This is a genomic window from Corallococcus sp. AB030 (assembly GCF_003668965.1).
GTDB lineage: Bacteria > Myxococcota > Myxococcia > Myxococcales > Myxococcaceae > Corallococcus > Corallococcus exiguus.
The window spans coordinates 146,774-167,530 of the sequence record NZ_RAWQ01000001.1; the positions used below are offsets into that span (position 1 = coordinate 146,774).

At 69.4% G+C, this 20,757-nt stretch carries 11 protein-coding genes; 10 read left to right on the plus strand and 1 reads right to left on the minus strand.

The window, feature by feature from the left end; translation table 11 throughout:
* Window positions 1-36 precede the first annotated feature (36 nt).
* Both D7Y15_RS00630 and D7Y15_RS00635 read left to right on the plus strand, forming a co-directional pair.
* Window positions 37-3,666 (plus strand): choice-of-anchor A family protein, encoded by a 3,630-nt coding sequence (locus tag D7Y15_RS00630; protein ID WP_120578748.1) that lies wholly within the window; start codon window positions 37-39, stop codon window positions 3,664-3,666.
* Window positions 3,667-3,752: 86 nt separating this feature from the next.
* Complete coding sequence (locus tag D7Y15_RS00635) at window positions 3,753-7,703, plus strand: M36 family metallopeptidase (protein ID WP_158628972.1); 3,951 nt, start codon at window positions 3,753-3,755, stop codon at window positions 7,701-7,703.
* Between the two features lie 30 nt (window positions 7,704-7,733).
* On the opposite strand, the gene D7Y15_RS00640 is transcribed toward D7Y15_RS00635, so the two are convergent.
* Complete coding sequence (locus tag D7Y15_RS00640) at window positions 7,734-8,441, minus strand: hypothetical protein (protein ID WP_148712665.1); 708 nt, start codon at window positions 8,439-8,441, stop codon at window positions 7,734-7,736.
* Window positions 8,442-8,530: 89 nt separating this feature from the next.
* Here D7Y15_RS00640 and D7Y15_RS44550 point away from each other — a divergent pair, with 89 nt between their 5' ends.
* From D7Y15_RS44550 to D7Y15_RS00675, 8 genes are all read left to right on the plus strand, one after another.
* Complete coding sequence (locus D7Y15_RS44550; protein ID WP_158624490.1) at window positions 8,531-8,695, plus strand: hypothetical protein; 165 nt, start codon at window positions 8,531-8,533, stop codon at window positions 8,693-8,695.
* A 150-nt stretch (window positions 8,696-8,845) separates the two neighbouring features.
* The gene (locus D7Y15_RS44555) at window positions 8,846-9,328 is read left to right on the plus strand and encodes a hypothetical protein (RefSeq protein WP_233604789.1); all 483 of its coding nucleotides are present in this window, start codon (window positions 8,846-8,848) and stop codon (window positions 9,326-9,328) included.
* Between the two features lie 144 nt (window positions 9,329-9,472).
* Complete coding sequence (locus tag D7Y15_RS00650) at window positions 9,473-12,223, plus strand: TonB family protein (protein WP_121751372.1); 2,751 nt, start codon at window positions 9,473-9,475, stop codon at window positions 12,221-12,223.
* A 1-nt stretch (window position 12,224) separates the two neighbouring features.
* On the plus strand, window positions 12,225-13,148 hold the full coding sequence (locus D7Y15_RS00655; protein ID WP_120578752.1) for a hypothetical protein: 924 nt from the start codon (window positions 12,225-12,227) through the stop codon (window positions 13,146-13,148).
* Window positions 13,149-13,409: 261 nt separating this feature from the next.
* Complete coding sequence (locus D7Y15_RS00660) at window positions 13,410-17,003, plus strand: VWD domain-containing protein (protein WP_121751373.1); 3,594 nt, start codon at window positions 13,410-13,412, stop codon at window positions 17,001-17,003.
* Between the two features lie 119 nt (window positions 17,004-17,122).
* Complete coding sequence (locus D7Y15_RS00665) at window positions 17,123-19,108, plus strand: ankyrin repeat domain-containing protein (RefSeq protein WP_120578754.1); 1,986 nt, start codon at window positions 17,123-17,125, stop codon at window positions 19,106-19,108.
* A gap of 116 nt (window positions 19,109-19,224) precedes the next feature.
* Complete coding sequence (locus tag D7Y15_RS00670) at window positions 19,225-20,022, plus strand: hypothetical protein (RefSeq protein WP_126934189.1); 798 nt, start codon at window positions 19,225-19,227, stop codon at window positions 20,020-20,022.
* A gap of 145 nt (window positions 20,023-20,167) precedes the next feature.
* Window positions 20,168-20,757: DUF1361 domain-containing protein (locus D7Y15_RS00675; RefSeq protein WP_120578757.1), on the plus strand; the 590-nt coding region annotated here is incomplete at its 3' end.

Consider the following 20,757-nt stretch of genomic DNA (forward strand, 5'->3'; position numbering starts at 1 on the left):
AAGCACCCACGCGTTCAACGTCACGGAGTGAACCCGATGCAGCCGTTCAAGACCTACCTGCTCCCGCTGTTCGTCGCCCTGGCGGCGTGCGGAGATCCTCCCGAGCCCGCCACTCCCGAGAAGCCCCTCCGGGTCTTGAGCGCGGAGGCCCTGGCCGAGCGCCAGCGCATCGCGAAGAAGGCCCTGGCGAAGCCCGGCACCGTCAAGGCCTCGCTCGCCACCGTCGCGGAGGTCAACTCCGCGCTGGACCTGCCGGCGGGGGTGGTAGCGAGCGCGTCGCTCACCAGCCCCAATCCGCAGGCGGCCATGGTGGCGCCGTCGTACGGCAACATCACGCCGCGCAGGGGCAGCTCGCTGTTCATCATGAGCACGGGCAACATCAACGTCGCCAACCTGCCAGAGCCGGGCACGGACTACCCGCCCGAGGGCGTCGAGGGCGACAAGGTCCTCTACCGCGTCACGCTCAACGTGCCGGCCAGCAGCAACCGGGTGACCTTCGACTTCCGGTTCCTCAGCGCCGAGTCCCCCGAGTATGTCGGGACGCAGTACAACGACACGTTCACCGCGCGCGTCATCGACGGGCTGGGCACGCGCACCGTCGCGGACTCGTCGGTGAACAGCGCGCAGTTCTTCGACGTCTCGTCCACGCGCGCGGCGGGCACCGGCTACGACACGCTGTTCTCGGACGACCCGTCCGGGGTGGACTTCTTCCCGGCCACCTACCCGCCTGAAATCATGCTGTTCCCCGATGCGGGCATCACCGACTTCCGCACCGTCAACTTCGAGGTCCTGCGCGGCGGGCAGGTCACCATCGAGTTCGAGATCAGCGACCTGGGTGACGGCGTCCTGGACTCCGCGGTGGTCATCGACAACATCACCTTCTCCAGCATGGAGGTGGTCAACCCGAACCCGACCCTCATCCACCCGTATACGGGCGCCGTGGTGACGGACGTCACGCAGCTGTCGGCGCCGTCTTCCGCGGCGATTCCCCCGGTCCAGGGCGTGGCCGCGGACGGCGTGACGCAGGTCCTGGTGCGCGCGAAGATGCCCTCCGCCGGGTCCATGACCTTCTCACTCAGCGGGACCAGCCCGGCCAACGGCGGCCTGGGCGCGGTCGGGACCACCACCCGGGCGGCCTCCGTCACCGTCCCCACCGTTCCCGTGGGCGGCGTGCACTACGCGTTCGCGCTCTACACCAGCCCCCCGGACTTCAACAGCGGGGGCTTCGAGACCGCCACCTCGCGCCTGGTGACGCTCTCCGGCGTCTACACACCCGCGTCGGGAGCGAGCTACACGTCGACGGTCGAGCTCTCCATCGTCCGGCCGCCGCTGGTGCTCGTCCACGACCTCTGGTCCTCGTGCTCCGCCTGGCAGGGGACGGAGGGCATCGCCGCGAGCAACCTCTTCCAGACGACGTGCGCGGACTACTCCGCGACGAGCTCGGCCAGCTTGACCCTGGAGGCCAACGAGCTCGCGGTCCCCAACGCCATCTACTCGGCGCTGACCAAGATGCGTCAGGGCCAGAACGCCGTCACCCAGGTGGACGTCGTCGCCCACGGCGCGGGCGGCCTGCTGACCCGCAAGTACGTCGACTCGGCCAACTACCGGAGCGTCGCGACCTTCAAGGAGGGTGACATCAACCGGCTCATCAGCCTGAACACGCCCCATGAGGGGACGCGCATGGCCACCGAGTTCGTCCGCATGCGCGACGACCTCAGGGTCGCGTTCCCTGCCGTCTGGACGCAGGTGAAGGCCGCCCTCGCTGCGACCCAAAACATCGTGCTCGACATGCCTGGAGGCGCGGCCATCGACGACCTCCAGGTGGGCAGCGCGCTCATCAACAACCTCCGACAGACGGACGTCCCCACGCACTTCATCGTCGGCGAGGGAGCACAACCCCTGGCGCGGACCCCCACGTGGGGCCTCCTTCCGGATGGGATCAAGGTGCTCTACCATCAGACGGAGACCCACCACCCGCTCTCCCGCTCCCTGCCCCTGCCGCAGCGGCAGAAGCTCATCCTGGGTCCCGACAGCCTGCTGTTCTGCAACGACCCGCACGACGTCTTCGCCGGGACCGCGGAACAACGGGGCGGCACCGCGATGAGCAGCTCGGCCATCACCCCCTTCACCGTGGATGTGACGAACCGGAACACGGAGCACTTCAAGGTCCAGATCAACGCGGCCCACCGGGACAAGATCCGCCAGTTGCTCAACAGCCCTGTCGGCGGGCCGGACTTCGTCGCCTCCATTCCCAGGCCCAGCACCATTCCACCGGTGAACAGCTGCGGGGAGGCCAGCGCGCAGTTGGCCCCGGAGCGCGTCCGTGAGGCCCGCGCCACCGCCGCCACGGGCACCCTGATCATCACGTCCCCCCAACCCGGCACCGTGGTGTCGCCGGGAGGCACGGTGGCGGTGAGCGTCGCCGGGGCAGGAGGCTTCCAGCCAGAAACCGTCCTCATCGTGGGCGAGGGCGCGGCATCCATCCTCGAGTCGGGGCCCTTCACGACTCCATTCCGGATTCCGGCGCAAGCGCTGGGCTCCATGGAGCTCGTCGCGTTCGGCATCGACAGCCAGGGCCGGATGTTGAGCTCCGCGCGCATCCCCCTGACCGTCAGCAGCTCCGCCCAGCTGAGCTCCATCCAGATCCTCAACGGGGACGCCGTCCTGAGAGGCCCCGGCTCGAAGCTGAAGCTGGTGGCGAACGGCAAGTACACGGACGGCGTGGTGAGGGACATCTCCTCGCCCTCGCGAGGCACGCTCTACTCGGTCTCCAACACGGGCATCGCCACCATCACCGCTGACGGGACGCTGACGGGCGTCTCCAAGGGCATGGCCACCGTCATGATCCGCAACGGCACGGTGCTCACCAGCATCACCGTCACGGTGGGGGACGAAAGCTCCGCGTCCTGCATCCCGATCCGGCTGGGCGAGTACAACCTCTTCGTGCTGGAGGACTACCAGCAGGGCAACGAGGTCCAGGGCAAGCTGGCCGCGGGCCGCAACATCTCCCTCCAGAACTTCTCCGTGGGCGCGATGCTGCCCGCGACCGACACGGCCAACGTCCTGGTCGCGGGCGGGACCCTCTCCCTGGCCAATGGCTATGTCTGGGGCGAAGCCCGGTACGGCGGGAAGCTCATCCAGGAGCCCAACGTCTACTACCCCCGTGGGAACGTGGCCCGGGCGACGCCCATCAACTTCACCAATCAGGGCAGCGCCCTGAAGGCACTCTCCGCTGAACTGGGCGCCCTTCCCTCCAACGGCACCGCCACGCGCGAGTCCTGGGGAGGCGTCATGCTCACCGGCACGGATCCGAAGGTGAACTTCTTCGACGTCAAGGCCTCGTACTTCACCGGCGCCACGCTGCTGTCCATCAATGCTCCCGCCAACAGCCTGGCCGTCATCAACGTCCGGGGTACGTCCGCGACCTTCACCAACTTCGGCCACACGTTCAGCGGCGGCATCGACGAGCACGGCATCCTCTTCAACCTCCCGGATGCCACCAGCCTCACCGCCTTTGACTATGGCTTCTACGGCACGGTTCTTGCCCCGAATGCCAACGTCAACTTCTCCGGCGGGAGCTGGGTGGGTGGAATCTACGCACGCTCACTGAAAGGCAATGCCGTCGGACAGCTCAGCCGGCTGCGGGACACCGACATCTGCAATTGATGGCAGGATTCACGCGTCCGCGAGAAACCGCGACAGTGGGGGCCAAGGTGCTCAAAAATCTGAGGAGCCGCACAGCCACGGGAGGAATGCTGCTCGCCTTCTGGATGGGTTGCGCGGCGGAAGCCCCCGCTGACAAGGTCCCCGGCCTGGAAACGCAGGCTGGGGACGTCACGGACGCATCACGGCCCCTCACCGTCGTCGCCAGGGACGCGGAGCGCGGCGTCCCGACGCTGGCGTGGGCACCGCGGGGACCGCCGGCCAACCGCCCGGCGCTGCAAACGCCCGAAGCCGCCGCGCGGCGCTACCTGGAGCAGCACGCGGCCCTGTACCGCCTGTCCCCCAGCGCGCTTCAAGCCGCCTTCGTGCACCGGATCCACGACACGGGCCGTGGCGGCATCATCGTGGCCTTCCGCCAGCGCTTGGGCGGCATCGACGTGGTCCGCAACGAGCTGAAGGTGCTGATGACGCGCGACCTGTCGCTCGTCGCCATCACCGGCAACCTGCATGACGGCGTGGAGGGTGCACGGGCGACGGCCCTGAGCCCCTTCCGGACGTCCGCGTCCCAGGCGGTGGCCGCCGCGTTGGGAGACCTCTACAACATCACGCTGGATGACAAGGCCGTGGTCGCCCAGGCGGCGGCGACGTCCACGGGCCGTCTGCGGTTCGACCTCGCTCCCGGCCGGGGCGCGAAGCGCGCGGGCGTGTCATTGGTCGTCCCCGCCGAGGTCCGGCAGGTGTACTTCCCCCAGGCGGACCGGCTCGTGCCCGCCTGGGCCGTGAACGTGCTCGCGGAGCGCACCGGGCAGGAGGGCCGGCGCGGCTATGAATACCTGGTGGATGCCGGCCAGGGTGGCACGCTCCAGCGCAGCAATCGCATCTTCCATGACAGCCATTCCTACCGCGTCTGGGCGGACGCGGACGGGACGCCCCGGGATGGTCCCCTGCAGGACTTCACGCCGCATCCCACGGGCATTCCCGACGCGACGTTCGAGCCGGCCTTCGAGTCCCCGCGAAACATCACCGTGGACGGACGCGCCCACGCGGGCGGAGTGGACTCCTGGCTGCCTCCGGGCGCGACCACCAGCTCCGGCAACAACGTGTCCGCCTATGCGGACCACTTCGACCCGGATGGCTATACCGAGGGCTCCGACACGTGGGCCTTCGTGAATCCCGGCACCCGTGACTTCCATTACGACTACGAGCCCACGCTGGGGCCCCTGGCCCGGCCATCCCAGACGCAGGCCGCCATCACCAGCCTCTTCTACACGACCAACTGGCTGCACGATTACTTCTACGCCTCCGGCTTCACGGAAGCCGCGGGCAACGCCCAGCAGACGAACTACGGCCGGGGCGGCCTGGAGGGCGACGCGCTGCTCGCCGAGGCCCAGAACCAGGGCCCCAACCCCCAGGCGCGCGACAACGTCGCCATCTACGTGCCGGATGACGGCCAGGCACCCCGCCTGGAGATGTACCTCTTCACGATGCCAGAGACCCGGTCGTTCCAGGTCGCGGGGACGGACTACGCCACGGGCAAGGCCAACTTCGGCCCGCGCACCTTCCACCTGGACTCGCTCCGGCTCGTCATGGCCCAGAGCGGTTCCCCGTCGGTGACCACCGCCTGCCAGGCGCTGACGAACGACGTCTCGGGCGCCATCGTCCTGGCCGACCGGGGTGGCAACTGCTCCTACGAGCTCAAGGCGGTGAATGCCCAGGCCGCGGGCGCGGCCGGCCTCATCGTCCTCAACCACACCGCTGGCGCCGCTCCGCCCAACATGGTCGAGTCGGATCCGCTGCTCGACCCTACCCTTCCGCTGCTGTCCGTTTCGTTTGAGACGGGGCAGACCTTGAAGGGCCTGCTCGCCAACGGGGCGGTGACCGGGACGATGATCCGCGCGTCCGACCCCGAGCGGGACGGGGCGATTGACAACACCCTCGTGTCGCACGAGTGGGGACACCTGCTCCACCAGCGGCTGGTGGATTGCAACCTGTCCGTGTGCTTCGCGCAGAGCGAGGGCTGGGGGGACTTCATCGCTCTCCACCTGATGGTCCAGGAGGATGATGGTTTCGGCTACAACGGCACGTATGGGATTGGTGGATATGCCGCGCATGTCTATGGCGACAGCCCCTATTACGGAGTCCGCCGGGTCCCCTACTCCCGCGACCCCACGAAGAACGCGCTCCGCCTCCGCCACCTCAGCGACGAGGAGCCCCTTCCCCTGGAGCACCCGCTCCGCGACAACGGTGGGTTCAACTCCGAATGGCACAACGCGGGCGAGGTCTGGGCCTCGATGCTCTTCGATGGCTACCTGGCGCTGCTCGACGAGGCCCGGAAGCCGGGCTCGCGCTTCGCGTCCTTCGCGGAGGCGAAGCGGCGCATGGCGGACTACGTCGTCGCCGGGATGATGCTGGCGCCCGTGGACCCCACCCACACGGAACAGCGCGACGCCCTGCTCATGGCGGCCGGCAGCTGGAATCCCCAGGACCCGCGCGACATGCTCCTCCTGGCCGAGGCCTTCGCTCGGAGGGGCGCGGGCACCTGCGCCCGTTCCCCTCCGCGCAGGTCCCTGTTCTTCACGGAGATCCACGAGGCGTACACGGCCCAGGCGGATCTGCGCTTCGAGTTCGTGAACGTGGATGATGCCCGCCGCGCGTGCGATGCGGTGCCGGATGGCGTCCTCGATGCCGGGGAGGCGGGTTCCCTGCACCTCAAGATCACGAACCTGGGGCCCGTGGCCTCCGCGGGGACCACCGTGACCATCACCAGCAGCCGGCCGAGCGAGGTGTCCCTCCCCACGGGGGAGCTGTCCGTGCCGCCAGTGCCGCCCTTCGGGTCCATCTCCATGGCCATCCCCATCGAGTTGGCCGCCTCGCCTTCGCTCACGCGAGACCTGGAGCTGACGCTCACGCCAAGCGGCTCCGGCTTCTGCCAGGCCCCCGTCCCGCTCCGGCACATCCTCAAAATGGATCACGACGAGGAGTCCTCCACGACGGACACCCTGGAGCTCCCCACGACGACCTGGAGCACGGCGGTGCTGGAGGGGTCCGCGGACCAGGCGTGGCAACGGGTGCTGGCCCCGGACAGCACGGTGGATGCTGCCAACCATGTCTGGTTCAGCGCGGACGGCCCCGACGTCGCGGACACGGCACTGGTCTCGCCCCGCCTCACGGTGTCGGGCTCCGTGCCCTTCACTGTGACGTTCGACCACCGGCATCGCTTCGCCTTCGACGTGGACTCCTGGACGGGCCGGAAGACCTTCTGGACGGGCGGCGTGATCGAGCTCACCCAGGATGGTGGCCAGACCTGGGAGGACGTGAGCAAGTATGTCGAACCGGGGTACGGGGGGAAGATCGACTCGACCACGAGCAACACCCTGGGCGGACGTCAGGCGTTCGTCGCACAGAGCAGCGTCTGGCCACGGATGAACCAGGGCACGAAGTTGGATTTCGGCTCGCGGTTCGCCGGGAAGACGGTCCAGCTGCGGTTCCGGTTCGGCTCACCCTGGTACGTGGAGTCCCATGGCTGGGAGGTGGACAACGTCGTGCTGTCAGGCGTGGTCGGCAAGCCGTTCAAGGCCGTCATCCCCAACGCGGGCACCTGTATGCCGAGCGCCAACGCCGGTGAGGATCAGCTCGTCGAAAGTGGCGCGGCGGTCACGCTCCAGGGCTCGGGACACTCGACCGCGCCGGGGACCGTGATGACGTACACGTGGCGGCAGCTCGATGGTCCGCCCGTGGAGCTGACGGGCGGAGGCACCGCGTCCGCGTGGTTCCTGGCGCCCATCGTTTCGAGCGAAACGCCGATGCACTTCGAGCTGACCGTGAGCGTCGGTCCGCTGCTCGTTGACACGGACACGCTGGAGATCCGGGTCAAGCCCGAGGACCCGACGACGGATCCCGACCCGGATCCGGATCCGAACGTGGGGGGCGGGGGCTGCGCCAGTGCCTCCCCTACCTCAGAGCCCTCCACCGCCTGGGTGGGGTGGCTGGTCGGAATGCTCGCGGCCCGGCGCCTTGCGTTGCGCCGGGCCGGGCGTTGAGGGGCTCAGTCGCGTCCTCCAGCAGGGCCATCAACGTGTCGGACGCATTGTCCAGGCGCTCAACCACGCCACGTGCCAGGGCGCCAGCGCGGTGAATCCGGACGGGCCAATCTTGGTCATGGAAAGGCAGACAACCCCCGTCCAAAGCAGCGCCTGCGCCAGGATGAGCGACCAGCCGGTGTTCTGGAGCCACCTGCGCTTCAAGGCATGGCCGCCCAATGAAACCAGGGCCGGCAACAAGCCGCTCAGGGTGAACAGCGCCCACGGCACCACGCGGTCTCGCGTGAGCTGCTCGGGCGGGCGGTGGATGGAGTGCTGGTTGTGCACCACGCCGTCGTGCAGCAGGAACGCGTAGAAGAGGCCCGACTGGTAGAGCATGGAGGCCGTCGCGACGGCGACCCCGAAGCCTCCGAGTCGCGTCCGGCGCCGCGCTTCCCGAGCCAGCACCTCCGGCGGCAACTCCAGCGCGTAGGGGTGGCCCAGATCCAACAGGGCGTCCTTCGCCGCCTGCCGCACCGTCACCCCTTCGCGGCCCGCGCGGTCGCCCACCGGGTGGTCCGGCACCAGCAACTCCAGCAGCAGATCCGCCCGTGCCCGGGGCGTCTCCTCTTCCGTGGGGGCCCGTCGCAGCGCCGCGATGAGCAGGTCGGTGTCCGCCCGGGTCGCGTCGGGTGAGCGCACCGCGTCCGTCATCGCTTCGAGGGAAGGCTGCGCGGGACGTGGCTGCGACCGTGACATGGTGTGCGCTCCCTCGGGCTCGCTGACTCCGGTGCGAGGCCCCGAGGATAGGTGAGTGCCGCCCGGCGGCCCACCCCGGGGGCGCGGTGGTGGAGCTGGAGACGCAGGTCCACCGCGTCGACGACGGCCGCGTGCGCCCCTACCGCTCCCCCCGGGGCGCCTGGCTGCGCTTCCTGCGCCTGGGCTCGAACGTGCCCGGGCCGCGGAACGTCCTGCCCATGATGGCCCACGTCTCGACCGCTCCGGGGAGCTGAGCCGGCCCGCGGTGCGCGCGGTATCCTCGTGGGATGTCTGATCTCTACGCGGTCCGAGTCCTCGGTGTGTCCCGGCATGCCGTCCGCCTGTCGGTGGCGCGCGTTCACCCTGACGCCGGGAAGCCCGCGCCTCACGCCGTGTTCGCATTGATGTTGATCTACGACCCCATCGAGAAGGCGGAGGACGCCGAGTTCAGCAACTACCGACACCTGAAGGACGCGGCGCTCGTGCGGGAGGTGGGGGGGCGCAAGGTCTTCACCAGCGAGTGGATGAACGCGAACGCGCGGGCCTTCGTGTCGAAGGTGACGCGGTCCGGCCCCTTCCTGGACATCCAGCTGACGCACCCGGCGTGGGGGGAGCACCTGCGCCCGCGTATGGCCTGGCGGACGACCGCCCACGACGTCGGCCCGGGCCTGCCCGCCGAACCTCGGGTGCCCGCGATGGAGCAGGCGACCGTCCCGCGCTCACCGGGTGAACGGACTCCGAAGGCCGTGGGCGAAGGAGCGAAGAAGGCAGCGAAGGCGAAAAGCCCGGCGAAGAAGGCCGCGAAGGTGAAGAAGACCGCCGTGAAGAAGACCGTGGCGAAGAAGACCGTGGCGAAGAAGGCCGCGAGGGCGAAGCGAAGCGGCTGAGGGCCCCGGCGGCGTCTGGCCCCGGGCAAGCACCTTCGGTTGGAGCAGCCGGGCATCGCGGCGCGCACGGGCCGGTGACATTCAGTCCCGTGACTGCTTCAGGCATGCGGAACCCGGGGCCTCATCCCGTATGCTCCGCGCCCCATGTCCCCGTCCCTGAACGCCCGAAGCGCGCTCGCCGCGGCCTCGCTCCTGCTGACGCCCCCGGCGCTGGCACAGGCACCGCAGGCCGGCGCGCCGCCCGCGGAAGCGGCCCCGCCCGCGCAGGCCCAGCCCGTCATCACCAAGCCTCCGGAGCTGCTGCAGCAGGTGGAGGCCACCTACCCTCCCGAAGCGCTCTCGGAGGGGGTCACCGCCTCCGTGCGCCTCATCATCACCATCGCCGCGGATGGCTCCGTGTCGGAGGTGTTGCCCACGGAGCCCGCGGGCCATGGCTTCGACGAGGCGGCCATCGCGGCGGTGCGCCAGTTCCGCTTCTCGCCCGCGGAGGTGGACGGTGTGCCCGCGCCGGTGCAGGTGGAATACATCTACCACTTCACCCTCAACGCCCCTCCGGAGGAGGCCCCTGGAACCGACCAGGCCCCGGTGGCGCGGAAGGCCACGCTCAAGGGCCAGCTGATTTCGCGCGGCAGCCGCTCGCGCGTGGCCGGCGCCACGGTGCGCTGCGGTGACGACCCGGAGGCGCCCGAGGCCCTCTCCGACGCGGACGGCCGCTTCAGCCTCGACGTGCCCCCTGGTGAGTGCGCGGTGCGCGTGGTGGCGTCCGGCTACCAGCTCTACCAGACGAAGGAGCAGCTCCAGGAGGACGAGACGACGGAGGTGAACTTCTTCCTCGCCCCCACCGGCGGCGCGCTGGAGACCGTCGTGCGCTCCGACCGGCCGAAGAAGGAGGTCGTGCGCCGGACCATCACGCGCCAGGAGGCGCAGCGGACGCCGGGCACCTTCGGCGACCCCATCCGCGTCATCCAGACCCTGCCGGGCGTGGCGCGTGCGCCCTTCATCTCCGGCCAGCTGCTGGTGCGCGGCTCCAACCCCGGCCAGACGGCGACGATGATGGACGGGGTCGGCATCCCCCTCCTCTTCCACCTGCTCGGCGGGCCCTCGGTAGTGAACGCGGAGTTCATCGACCAGCTCGACTTCTTCCCGGGCGGATACGGCAGCCAGTACGGCCGCGCGGTGGGCGGCATCGTGGAGGTCGGCACGCGCAAGGGCGCCGCCGACACGTTCCATGGCTCGGTGAAGGTGGACCTGCTGGACGCGGGCTTCTTCCTGGAAGCCCCCGTGACGGACGGCATCAGCGTGGCCGCCGCCGCGCGCCGCTCGTACATCGACACCATCCTCCCCGCCGTCCTCCCCAAGAGCGAGGGCAGCACCCTGTCCGTGGTCCCCAAATACTGGGACTACCAGCTGCGCGTGGACTTCGGCGCGAAGCGGGACGCCCGTTCGGAGGAGGAAGCCCAGGCCCTGGCGGGCAGCGCGCGCAGCACCGGCTACGTCATGGCCTTCGGCAGTGACGACCAGCTCCGCCTGGTGACCGGAGGTCCGGAGACGGAGCGCGACCTGACGGTGGACACGCACACCCTCTTCCACCGCATCAAGGGTGACTGGACGTACCGCAAGGGACCGCTCACGTCCGTCTTCACGCCGTACGTGGGCTACGACGGCACCAGCTTCAAGTTCGGCGCCGCGAAGCAGGACGGCGTGGGCTACACGGTGGGCGCGCGCGAGGTGCTGGGCCTGGAGCTGTCCTCCAGCCTCACCGTGCGCACCGGCCTGGACCTCGTCTACGAGCACCAGTCCTTCGACGTGGAGTTCCCCGCCCCGGAGAACTTCGAGTACGTGGCCTTCCCCGGCGCCGAGTCCGTGGGCGAGCTGCTGGTGGAGAAGATTGGCCTGGGCTCCTTCGACGGCGCGCTCTTCGTGGAGGCGGACCTGAAGGTGGGGAAGTTCACCTTCACCCCCGGCGTGCGCGGCAACTTCCAGCGCGCGGGCGACGCGCGGAACGTGGCGTTGGATCCCCGGCTGTGGGTCAGCTTCGCGGCCACCGAGCGCACCCAGCTCAAGGGCTCGCTCGGCCTCTACAGCCAGCCGGCGGAGACGTTCCGCTTCATCTCCCTGCCGTACGGCAACCCGGACCTGGCCTACCAGCGCGCGTTCCAGAGCAGCCTGGGCGTGGATCACCGGCTGACCGACGTGCTCAACGTGGACGTCACGGGCTTCTTCAACCGCCGCTTCGACAACATCGCGGCGCCCGGCGACATCCTCTCGCTCCCGGGTGGAGGCGTGGTCCAGCTGCCGTACTCCAACCAGGGCATCGGCCGCGCCCTGGGCCTGGAGGTGATGGTGAAGAAGCAGCGCGCGTCCGCGACGGACAAGTGGTCCGGATGGCTGTCGTACACCTTCAGCCAGTCACTCGACGGGCGCACGGGCCGCGCCCCCGAAGGGAATGGTAGAGACTTCGGCGGGGGCTTCGGTGGCAGCGGCGACGAGACGTATGGCCTCAGCCCCTTCGACCAGACGCACATCCTCACGCTGGTGAGCACCTACGTGCTGGGCAACGGCTGGGAGCTGGGCGGGCGCTTCCGCTACACCACCGGCCGCCCGACGACGCCGCTCAACCACACGTTCGACCAGTACCAGGTGGACCGAAACCGCTTCAACGGCACGTACGGCCCCTACGCCTCGGCGCGCACGTCCGGGTTCCACCAGCTCGACATGCGGCTGGACAAGAGCTGGCAATTCCAAAGCTGGACGCTGGGGGTCTACCTGGACGTGCAGAACCTCTACAACGCGGAGAACGTCGAGTTCACCTTCAACGACTACCGGCAGCGCCGGGAGTACGAGGTACCCGGCATCCCCATCCTCCCCGTGGTGGGCGTGAAAGGAAGCTTCTGACATGAAGGCCCTGCTCAACACCGGAAGCCTGCTGCTGCTGGCGCTGACCGCTCTCGCGTGCGTCGAACCCGAGGACAAGCCGTCGAGCGTGCACGACCTCCGCGTGCTCGGCGTGTCCACGGAACGGCCCGAGCTGATCGCCTCCACCTGCGAACAGACGCCGGAGGCCTTCGACGAGTTGGCGGAGGAGGTGACGTACCGCGCGCTGGTGGTGGACCCCGTCGGCGCGGGACGCCCCATCCAGTACCAGCTGTGGGCCTGCGCGGATCAGGACGACCGCACGTGCGCGACGGAGGCGGACCGCGCCCTGCTCGCGGAGGGCACCACGACCGCGGGCGAGCTGACGCTCCCCATCCGTCCCGGCGCGGCCCGCGTCTCTCAGGACAAACTCCTGCTGGAGCGCGTGCTGGCGGAGGACGCCTACAAGGGGCTGGGAGGCATCCGCATGCCGCTCGTCCTGAGGGTGTCGGCGGGCGACGAGGAGATCTACGCGCAGAAGCTGATGGTCTTCTGGTGCCCGGTGGTGGAGGGCATGAAGGCCAACGAGCAGCCCGTGCTTCCGGGCCTGCGGGTGGACGATGCGGCCTGGCCGGAAGGTGAGCCGCTGGAGCTGAGCGGCCCCGGGCCCTTCGTGATGACGTCCGAGGACGTGTCGGACCGCGAGGAGAACTACATCGTCCCGGGCCTGCGCCTGCAGGCCGTGAACCTCAAGGAGGCGTGGGAGATCGCCTGGTACACCACGCTGGGCGAGTTCAACCTGTCGGAGACGGGCGGCGCGGACTTCGGTGGCCAGCAGGGACGCCACCGCGTGGAGTGGGAGCCAGCGGAAGGCGCGGCGGCCCAGGAGGTGACGTTCTGGGCCGTGGTGCGGGACGGGCGCGGCGGCAGCTCATGGGTGGTGCGCCGGGCTCGCTGGACGCCCTGAGCACCGCCGTCCCTCCCGGGAACCGAACTCAGCGCGGCGCGGCGCTGGCGATGAGGTCGTTGATCAGCTGAGGACTCTTGATGAGTTCTCACTGGGAGCGCACACGAGCCCCCGAGGCAGGCGTTGCCAGTGAAGCAACATCCATGCGGGCTTCGTAGCCTCCCCGGCCACGGGAGATGTGGAGGCCGGGGTGTGATTCCGCGCGGTTGAACGCGGCCATTTCCTTGCAGCGCTTCCGGGCACTCCCACGGAGGTCCACGCATGAGACGCAACGGACTCATTGCTTCGTTCCGCCTTCCCCATCTCCGCCCCGCACTGGGCACACTGGTTCTCGCGGCGTCGCTGTGCACGGCGACCGCCGAAGCCGCGGCCCTCCGGGTCATGCCCCTGGGGCTTGGCTCCGGCACCGTCACGGGCACTGGCATCAACTGCACCAACATCGTCGGCAGCGACTGCGATGAAACCTATAGCGCCAGCGCGTCCGTGACCCTCACCGCCACGCCGTCAGCGGGTTCTTCATTCCAGGGCTGGAACGTCGACCTGGACGCGGACCTGTCGTCCACGCCGGACTGCACGGGGACGACGCCCAGCTGCACCCTGACCATGGGCGTGGCGCGGTCCGTGAAGCCTGTCTTCCGGCTCGCGGCGGGCACCGTCAATCCCATCCCCGTCGTCAACACGAGCGCCATCACGCCCGAGGAGATCGAGGCGTATCTCAACAATCCCGCCAATGCGGCCACGAACACCGTGGCCCGCTTCATCAGCGCGCTGCCGGCTGAGTACAGGGCCAGCCCCATCCTGATGGCGCGGTCAGAGAGCCTCCAGACGGGCACCGCGGAGCACCCGCGCCTGCTGCTCTCCAGCCAGACCGCCCGGTCCGTCTTCTCCATCGGGCCCGCGCCGCATGCGTCCTATCCAGGCTCGCATCCGGACGTCATCGAATACATGCAGTGGGACGAGGCGACGAAGAACTTCCGCTTCCACGAAATCATCCTCACGACCATCCCCCAGATGGGCTCCATCCCTCCGCGCTCGCGCCACATCGAGAAGGATGATGGGAAGTGCGCGGCCTGCCATTCGACGCGGAACGTGCTGAACCTCACGGGCATCCCCGGCACGACTGGCTTCCCGGTGGGCGTCATCAAGACGAAGAACAAGCCCAACTGGGACCCCTACGACAGCTGGGGCGGGATGCTCCCCTTCAACCGGGATCGCCTCTACCAGGGCTCGGTGGACACCGCCGCGTTCCGCAAGCTCTTCAACCCCTGGACGTGGCGGACGCAGCCCGAGGTCCGCCGGCTCATCGAACAGCTCCGGCTGCAACCGCCCGGACGGCTGCCGGCGGGGAGCCCCCACCTCATCACGCGCTACCGGGGCGGCCCCAACGACGGGACGCCGCGCTTCAGCTTCGACCTGACGCCCCCGGTGACGACGGAGCCCGTTCCTTCGGGGACCGCCACCATCGCGACGGCGTATGCCTTCAACGCCCAGCCTGGCTCGGGCGCGCTCACCTCCGTCACCCGGGGCGGCCCGTCCGTCACGCTGTTCCATGACTCGCTCATCTCCGGGGACGAGGGGCGCGGCGTCCAGCTGTTCGACCTGCTGGGCGGCTTCGATGGCAGCCTCAATCAGCGGCGCATCGCGGACGAGCTCGCCAGCCACCGCTGGGCGACTGGCAGCGTGTTCGTCGATCCGCGTCCGGTGGCCCTGGCCATCACCAAGGGCTGCCTCACCATCAACAGCTCGCTGAATACGGTTCAGAGCAGCCCCTCGGGTCTGGCGGTGAACCTGCCCTTCTTCACGTCGCGCAACGGCATGGGCATCAACGCCCTGCGCGACGACACCCTGGCGCGCACGCAGAGCATCCCGCGCCGCAAGGCCGACATCGAGAAGCTCAACCTGAGCCGCGCGGGCGACCCCTATCTGATGACCGGGACGACGGTGAACGGCCTCATTCCGCAGTACGGCGCCGCGACCAGCGCGTCGACGGACGTGTCGCTGACCCGGCTGAGGCAGGAGGTGTTCCGCCGGCCCATCGACAACCCGGCCCCGGACTCGACGGTCATGGGCGGCATCCTCGTGGACCGGGAGAACTACAGCCCCAACACGAACCTGATGGCCCTGTACCGGTACTTCCTGGAGCCGCTCGGCGTGTCGGTGGACAAGTGGTCCCTGGGCGTGCGCGGACGCTCGCGCGCCTATGGCTTCGCCGACGTGTTCAGCACGTACACCGGCGCGCTCCAGACGGGGCTGGAGGCCAACCTGATGGCGGACCCCATCCCCGGTCTGGCGGCGCCCTTCTCCTGCGCCAGCCTGATTCCAGCGGTGAACACGACGCTGGCCTCGCTGCCGCCCGTGGGCGACTACCCGACGTACACGGACGTGCAGCGCATCTTCAACAAGGCCTGCATCGAGTGCCACGGCGGCCTGGACTACCCGCCGTACAAGAACTTCGGCACCTACCTGAACCTGGCCGAGGACCAGAGCGCCCCCGGCGTGAATCCGCTCACGGCGTCGTATGCCATTGCCGCGCCCATGGCCACCAGCCAGACGGGGCCGTTGTTCGACCGCATCACCCGCACGTCCGAGGACTGCCCGAACGGGATGATGCCGTGTGGCGGACCGCCGCTGAGCCAGACGGACGTCGAAACCATCAGGCGGTGGATCATCGGCGGCAATCCCTCCCTCTGGGGCGACCCGCACCTGACGACGATGGACGGCGTGCGCTACGACTTCCAGGGCGCCGGTGAGTACGTGCTCCTGCGCGACCCGGGGCTGGAGCTCCAGGCGCGCCACACGCCCGTGCAGACCGAGCAGCCCGTGGGGCCGGATCCGCACACCGGCCTGACGGCCTGCGCGAGCATCACGACGGCGGTGGCGGTGCGCGTCGGCCCGCATCGCGTCAGCTACCAGATGAACGCGGAGAAGCCGGAGCTGCTGGTGCTGCGCGTCGACGGCAAGCCGGTGTCTCTGGACAAGGAGCTGCTGCTCCCCGCCGGAGGACGCATCACGTCCACTGGGACGACCGGCGGCATCCGCATTGAATCCGCGGGCGGCACGCGCATCACCGTCACCACGGATTGGTGGGCGCACTACGGCCTCTGGTACATGAACATCGACGTGCGGCAGGCGCGCGCCAGGGAGGGCCTGCTGGGCCCCATCGCCCCGGGCAACTGGCTGCCCGTGCTGCCGGACGGCTCACAGCTGGGGGCGCGTCCCTCGGACCTGGGGGACCGCTACGTCGGCCTGTACGAGAAGTTCGGCGAGTCCTGGCGGGTGACGAAGGACACGTCCCTCTTCGACTATGCCTCCGGCTACTCCCCCGAGTCGTACACGCTGCGCGAATGGCCCGGGTACAAGGCGGACAGCTGCCGCATCGAGAAGGCGCCGCCCGGCATCCCGGTGGTGGAGCCGCTGAAGGCCATTCCGCTGGAGCAGGCGGAGGCGCTGTGCAAGGGCGTCTCGAAGGAGCGTCTGCGCGACTGCGCGCAGGACGTGGCCGCGACCGGCGATCCGGTCTTCGCCAAGACGTTCGTCACGACGGAGAAGCTGGGCCGCAACCTCGCACCAGTGACGCTGGAGCTGGTGACTCCGAAGGAGAACGCCATCACCTCGTCGAGCGTGACCTTCGAGTGGAAGGACGCGTACGACAAGGACGGGGACGCCGTCGTCTACCGGCACTGCGTCTGGAGTGTGAACACCCGCTTCACCTACGCGGCCTGCACGAAGGGCGTGCCCGAGCAGTCCAGGACGGTGAAGCTGGAGGGCGGCCGGGACTACTTCTGGAAGGTCCTCGCCGAGGACGGCCGGGGTGGCACCACGGAGAGCCGCACCTGGCGCGTGACGGTGAAGTAGCCACACGTCGCGGCTGAAGAACGAAGGCCCCGGATTGCCTGTGAGCATCCGGGGCCTTGTCGTGTGACGCCGCTGTTTGCCCGGGCAACACAAGGCGCCTCCTGGCAAGGTCCCTTGCCATGCCCAAGAAGCCCGACACCGCCGCGCTGATGAAGAAGGCGGACGCGTTGCTGGATGAGATGCCGCCCCAGTTGGACCCGGCCATCCTACTCCTGCGCGAAATCGTGGAGGCGGATCCGGAGCACCTGCTGGCGCTGCACTCGCTCAACTGGGCCCTGGATCCGACTCGTCGCGTGGAGCCCCACCGCTGGGAGCGCGAGGTGAAGGCCGAGCACTGGCGCGTTCGTGACCGCGTCCTTGAGTTGACCCGAGGGACGAAGCCCGGCGGAAAGCTGTCGACCGGGCAGAAGGCGCGCGCGCTGGCGCTGAGCCAGTGGGCCGACGACGTGTTGCGCCGCAAGCCGACGGACGCGCAGATGCAGCAGGCGGAGGCCGCGCTGGTGGAGGCCGAAGGCCTGCGCGACCTCGCGGACCACGCCCGCGCGCGTCGAGGGCTGGAAGCGTGGCACGCGCTGCGGCGGGGCCCTCCGGAGCAGGGCTACCGGAAGCTGCTCGCCCAGGTGGAGGCTGCGCCCGACCCGCGCGCCCGCGACGACGAGGGCAACGAGGATCCGTTCCCCTTCCAGGGCCTGGAAGGTGCCTTCTCCGACGAAGGCTTCCACGCATGGCTCCGGAAGCAGAAGCCCGCGGCGCGTCCCCCAGCCAAGAAGGCCAAGGCCCTGGACAACGGACTCCTGCAGGCGGCGGGGCTCGACGCGGCCCCCTTCTTCGGCCCTGGCTTCGAAGGGGAATGGCGCACGGGCCGGGTGCTGGCCCTGATTGCGCTGGGGGCCGACCTGGAGGCCCGGGACAAGACCCAGGGCGGCGTTCTCCACCTGGCCGCGCGGGTGGAGGACGCATCGCTGGTGAAGGAGCTCCTGCGGCTGGGGGCTCCCGCCGACACGACCGATTCAGCGAAGGCCACGCCCCTCCACGCGGCGGCGGAACACGGCTGCACGGCCTGCATCGCCCTGCTGGCGAAGGGCGGCGTTCCCGTGGACGCGCTCGACAACGCGGGGCGCACGGCACTCTTCAACGCGCGGCGGGCGGACGTGGCGCAAGCGCTCATCGACGCGGGCGCCAACCCCAACGCGGGCAAGGGCTGGACGCCGCTGCACCAGCACGCGCGCGTCAAGGAGCGGGGGCCCGTCATCGAGGTCCTGCTCCAGGCCGGGGCGGATGTGAATGGCAAGAACTCGGCGGGACAGACGCCCGTGCAGGAGGCGCTGGAGCACGGCAACGCGCACCTCGCCCAGCTCATGGGTGCCAGGGCGCCCTCGGGGAAGAAGGGCGCGCTGGACGTGCAGCCGATGCTGGACGCGCTGGCCCGCGAGCGGAAGGCGTTGCTCAAGGCCTGGTACTACGAGGACAAGGATGTGGACTCCGTCGAGCAGGTCCTGAGTCGGCTCGCGCTGGAAGGCGCCACGTCGTGGGACGCGCTCGCGGCGGCGGTGCAAGGCCTGCCTCCCTGGACGGCCATGGCCCTGGTGGTGCTCGCCCGGGAAGTGCTCCCTGCCGAAGCGAAGGCGCCCTCCCCCTCCAAGCTCCCACGCTTCGTTCGAGGGGACCTGGTGGTGAAGGGGGACGTGCATGTGAACGGTCCCTTGCTGGTGACAGGGAACCTCACGGTGGAGGGCGTGCTGAGCAACGCAGGGCCTGAAGGCCTGCTCGTGGTGGGCGGCTCGCTGCGCGCCAGCGGCGTGGACACGGATGGGGAGCTGGTCGTGGGCCAGGACCTGGAGGCGCAGGTCGTCTGGGGGCACGGCAACGACGCGACGCTCCGGGTCGGCGGCGTGCTGAAGGCCGAGGCGGTCATCGCGGATGACCACGACGTGCAGGCCCAGGTGAAGGCAAGGCATCACTTCGCCGCGGGGGACTTCGACGCCACGGACGCATCACTCAAGAAGCTCTTCGTGCCAAAGGCTTTCGACCGAGCGCGACTGGACCGCGAAAGGCTCTTCAACGTCCTGCGCAAGGCGGGAAGTGCGCTCCGGAGCCCGGACTGACAGGTGAGCCCGCGGACCAACATCCCGCAGTCGGGCTGTTCCGCGGGTCAGTACTCCCGCCCACCACCGGGACCCACCTTGGGCCCGTTCGGAAAAACCACTCAAGGGGGCGGTGGATGAAACAGATGAAAGCGGCGCTGTTGTTCCTGTCGCTGGGCGCGGGCATGGCCTGCACCAGCACCTACGACCCGTACTACTACGACGACGCCTACTACGATCCGTACTACGGAGCGTATGACGCGGCCTGGTCCTATGCATGGGTCGACCCTGTCTACAGCTATTGGTACTACGCCATCGGCAAGGTGCAGGCCATGGCTGTCGACCCGGCCACGGCGGCCACCCAGCTCGCGGCGAATGCCTCCACCGCCTTCACTCCCTCCGGCTGCGCCACCGCGACCGCGACGGGCGCGACGGTGAACTACACGTTCAACAACTGCCAGGCGGCGATCTCGCTCACGCAGATCTCCGGCAGCGTGGAGGTGGTGCTCGCCGACAACCAGGGGCAGCTCGCCGCCACGGCCAACTCCACCGACCTCACCATCAATGGGGAGCCGTACAACCTCTCGCTGCAGATCGCCGGGTCCCCGCCGCAAGGCGACCAGCGCAAGGTGACCGTCACCTCCAACAGCTTCTCGCCGAATCGCTTCGATTCGCGAACGTCCACGAGCACGGTCACCTGGGTGGCGGGCAGCGGGTGCATCACCGTGGACAGTACGTCGCAGGCCACGAAGGGCGGCCTCAGCTCGACGACGACCGTGTCCGGCTACCAGCGCTGCGACCACCAGTGCCCCACGGCGGGGATGGTGCAGGTGGATACGAGCGAAGGGACGTTCACCGCGACGTTCGACGGCTCCAACACCGTCAAGGTCGTCGCGCCGAACGATGACGTCAAGACGTACGACCTGGACTGTTGAGCACGGGGCGGGGCAGCTGGCCCGCGCATTGCTGAAGGGCAGACCCGAGGGCTCCCATGACGGCGCTCCGGGTCCACGCCCTTCCCGGAGCCGTTGCACCGTGGCCATTCCGACACGGTGCGCGGCTGTGGCGCCACACGCCACCATGTCCCGACCGCACTCCCCCTTCGCCTCCATCCCGAGCCGTCACGGACTGCTGCCCGCGATCCTGTGCAGCATCCTCGCGGTGGACCTGCTGGCCCTGCGGCTCGACTGGAGCGAGCGCGCCAGCTTCGCCTTCCTGTCGTGGAACCTGTTCCTGGCCTGGGCGCCGTACACCCTGGCCCTCATCGCACGGGGGCTGATGGTGCGAGGCCTGGGCCGTCCGTGGCTCCTGGCCCCGCTGGCGCTTGGCTGGCTCGCGCTGTTTCCCAACGCGCCCTACCTCGTCACCGACTTCATCCACCTGCGTCAGCGGCCCGTGGTCCCGCTCTGGTTCGACGCCGCGCTCCTGGCCCTGTTCGCCGCCACCGGGTGGCTGCTGGGCCTGCTGTCCCTGGACATCTGGAAGCGGTGGCTGGAAGAGCGCTGGGGCCGCACGGCGGCATGGGCCTTCGTCGCCATCACCTCCGGCCTGTGTGGCTATGGCATCTATCTGGGCCGCGTGGAGCGCTGGAACAGCTGGGACGTGCTCTCGGAGCCGGGCCGCCTCTTGCGCGCCATGGCCTCACACGTGAGGGATCCCCTGGCCCATCC

Bases quoted from the DNA above. Each gene is read 5' to 3' on its own strand.
- D7Y15_RS00630 (WP_120578748.1), top strand. From the start codon at position 37: ATGCAGCCGTTCAAGACCTACCTGCTCCCGCTGTTCGTCGCCCTGGCG.
- D7Y15_RS00635 (WP_158628972.1), top strand. From the start codon at position 3,753: ATGCTGCTCGCCTTCTGGATGGGTTGCGCGGCGGAAGCCCCCGCTGAC.
- D7Y15_RS00640 (WP_148712665.1), bottom strand. From the start codon at position 8,441: ATGTCACGGTCGCAGCCACGTCCCGCGCAGCCTTCCCTCGAAGCGATG.
- D7Y15_RS44555 (WP_233604789.1), top strand. From the start codon at position 8,846: ATGTTGATCTACGACCCCATCGAGAAGGCGGAGGACGCCGAGTTCAGC.
- D7Y15_RS00650 (WP_121751372.1), top strand. From the start codon at position 9,473: ATGTCCCCGTCCCTGAACGCCCGAAGCGCGCTCGCCGCGGCCTCGCTC.
- D7Y15_RS00655 (WP_120578752.1), top strand. From the start codon at position 12,225: ATGAAGGCCCTGCTCAACACCGGAAGCCTGCTGCTGCTGGCGCTGACC.
- D7Y15_RS00660 (WP_121751373.1), top strand. From the start codon at position 13,410: ATGAGACGCAACGGACTCATTGCTTCGTTCCGCCTTCCCCATCTCCGC.
- D7Y15_RS00665 (WP_120578754.1), top strand. From the start codon at position 17,123: ATGCCCAAGAAGCCCGACACCGCCGCGCTGATGAAGAAGGCGGACGCG.
- D7Y15_RS00670 (WP_126934189.1), top strand. From the start codon at position 19,225: ATGAAACAGATGAAAGCGGCGCTGTTGTTCCTGTCGCTGGGCGCGGGC.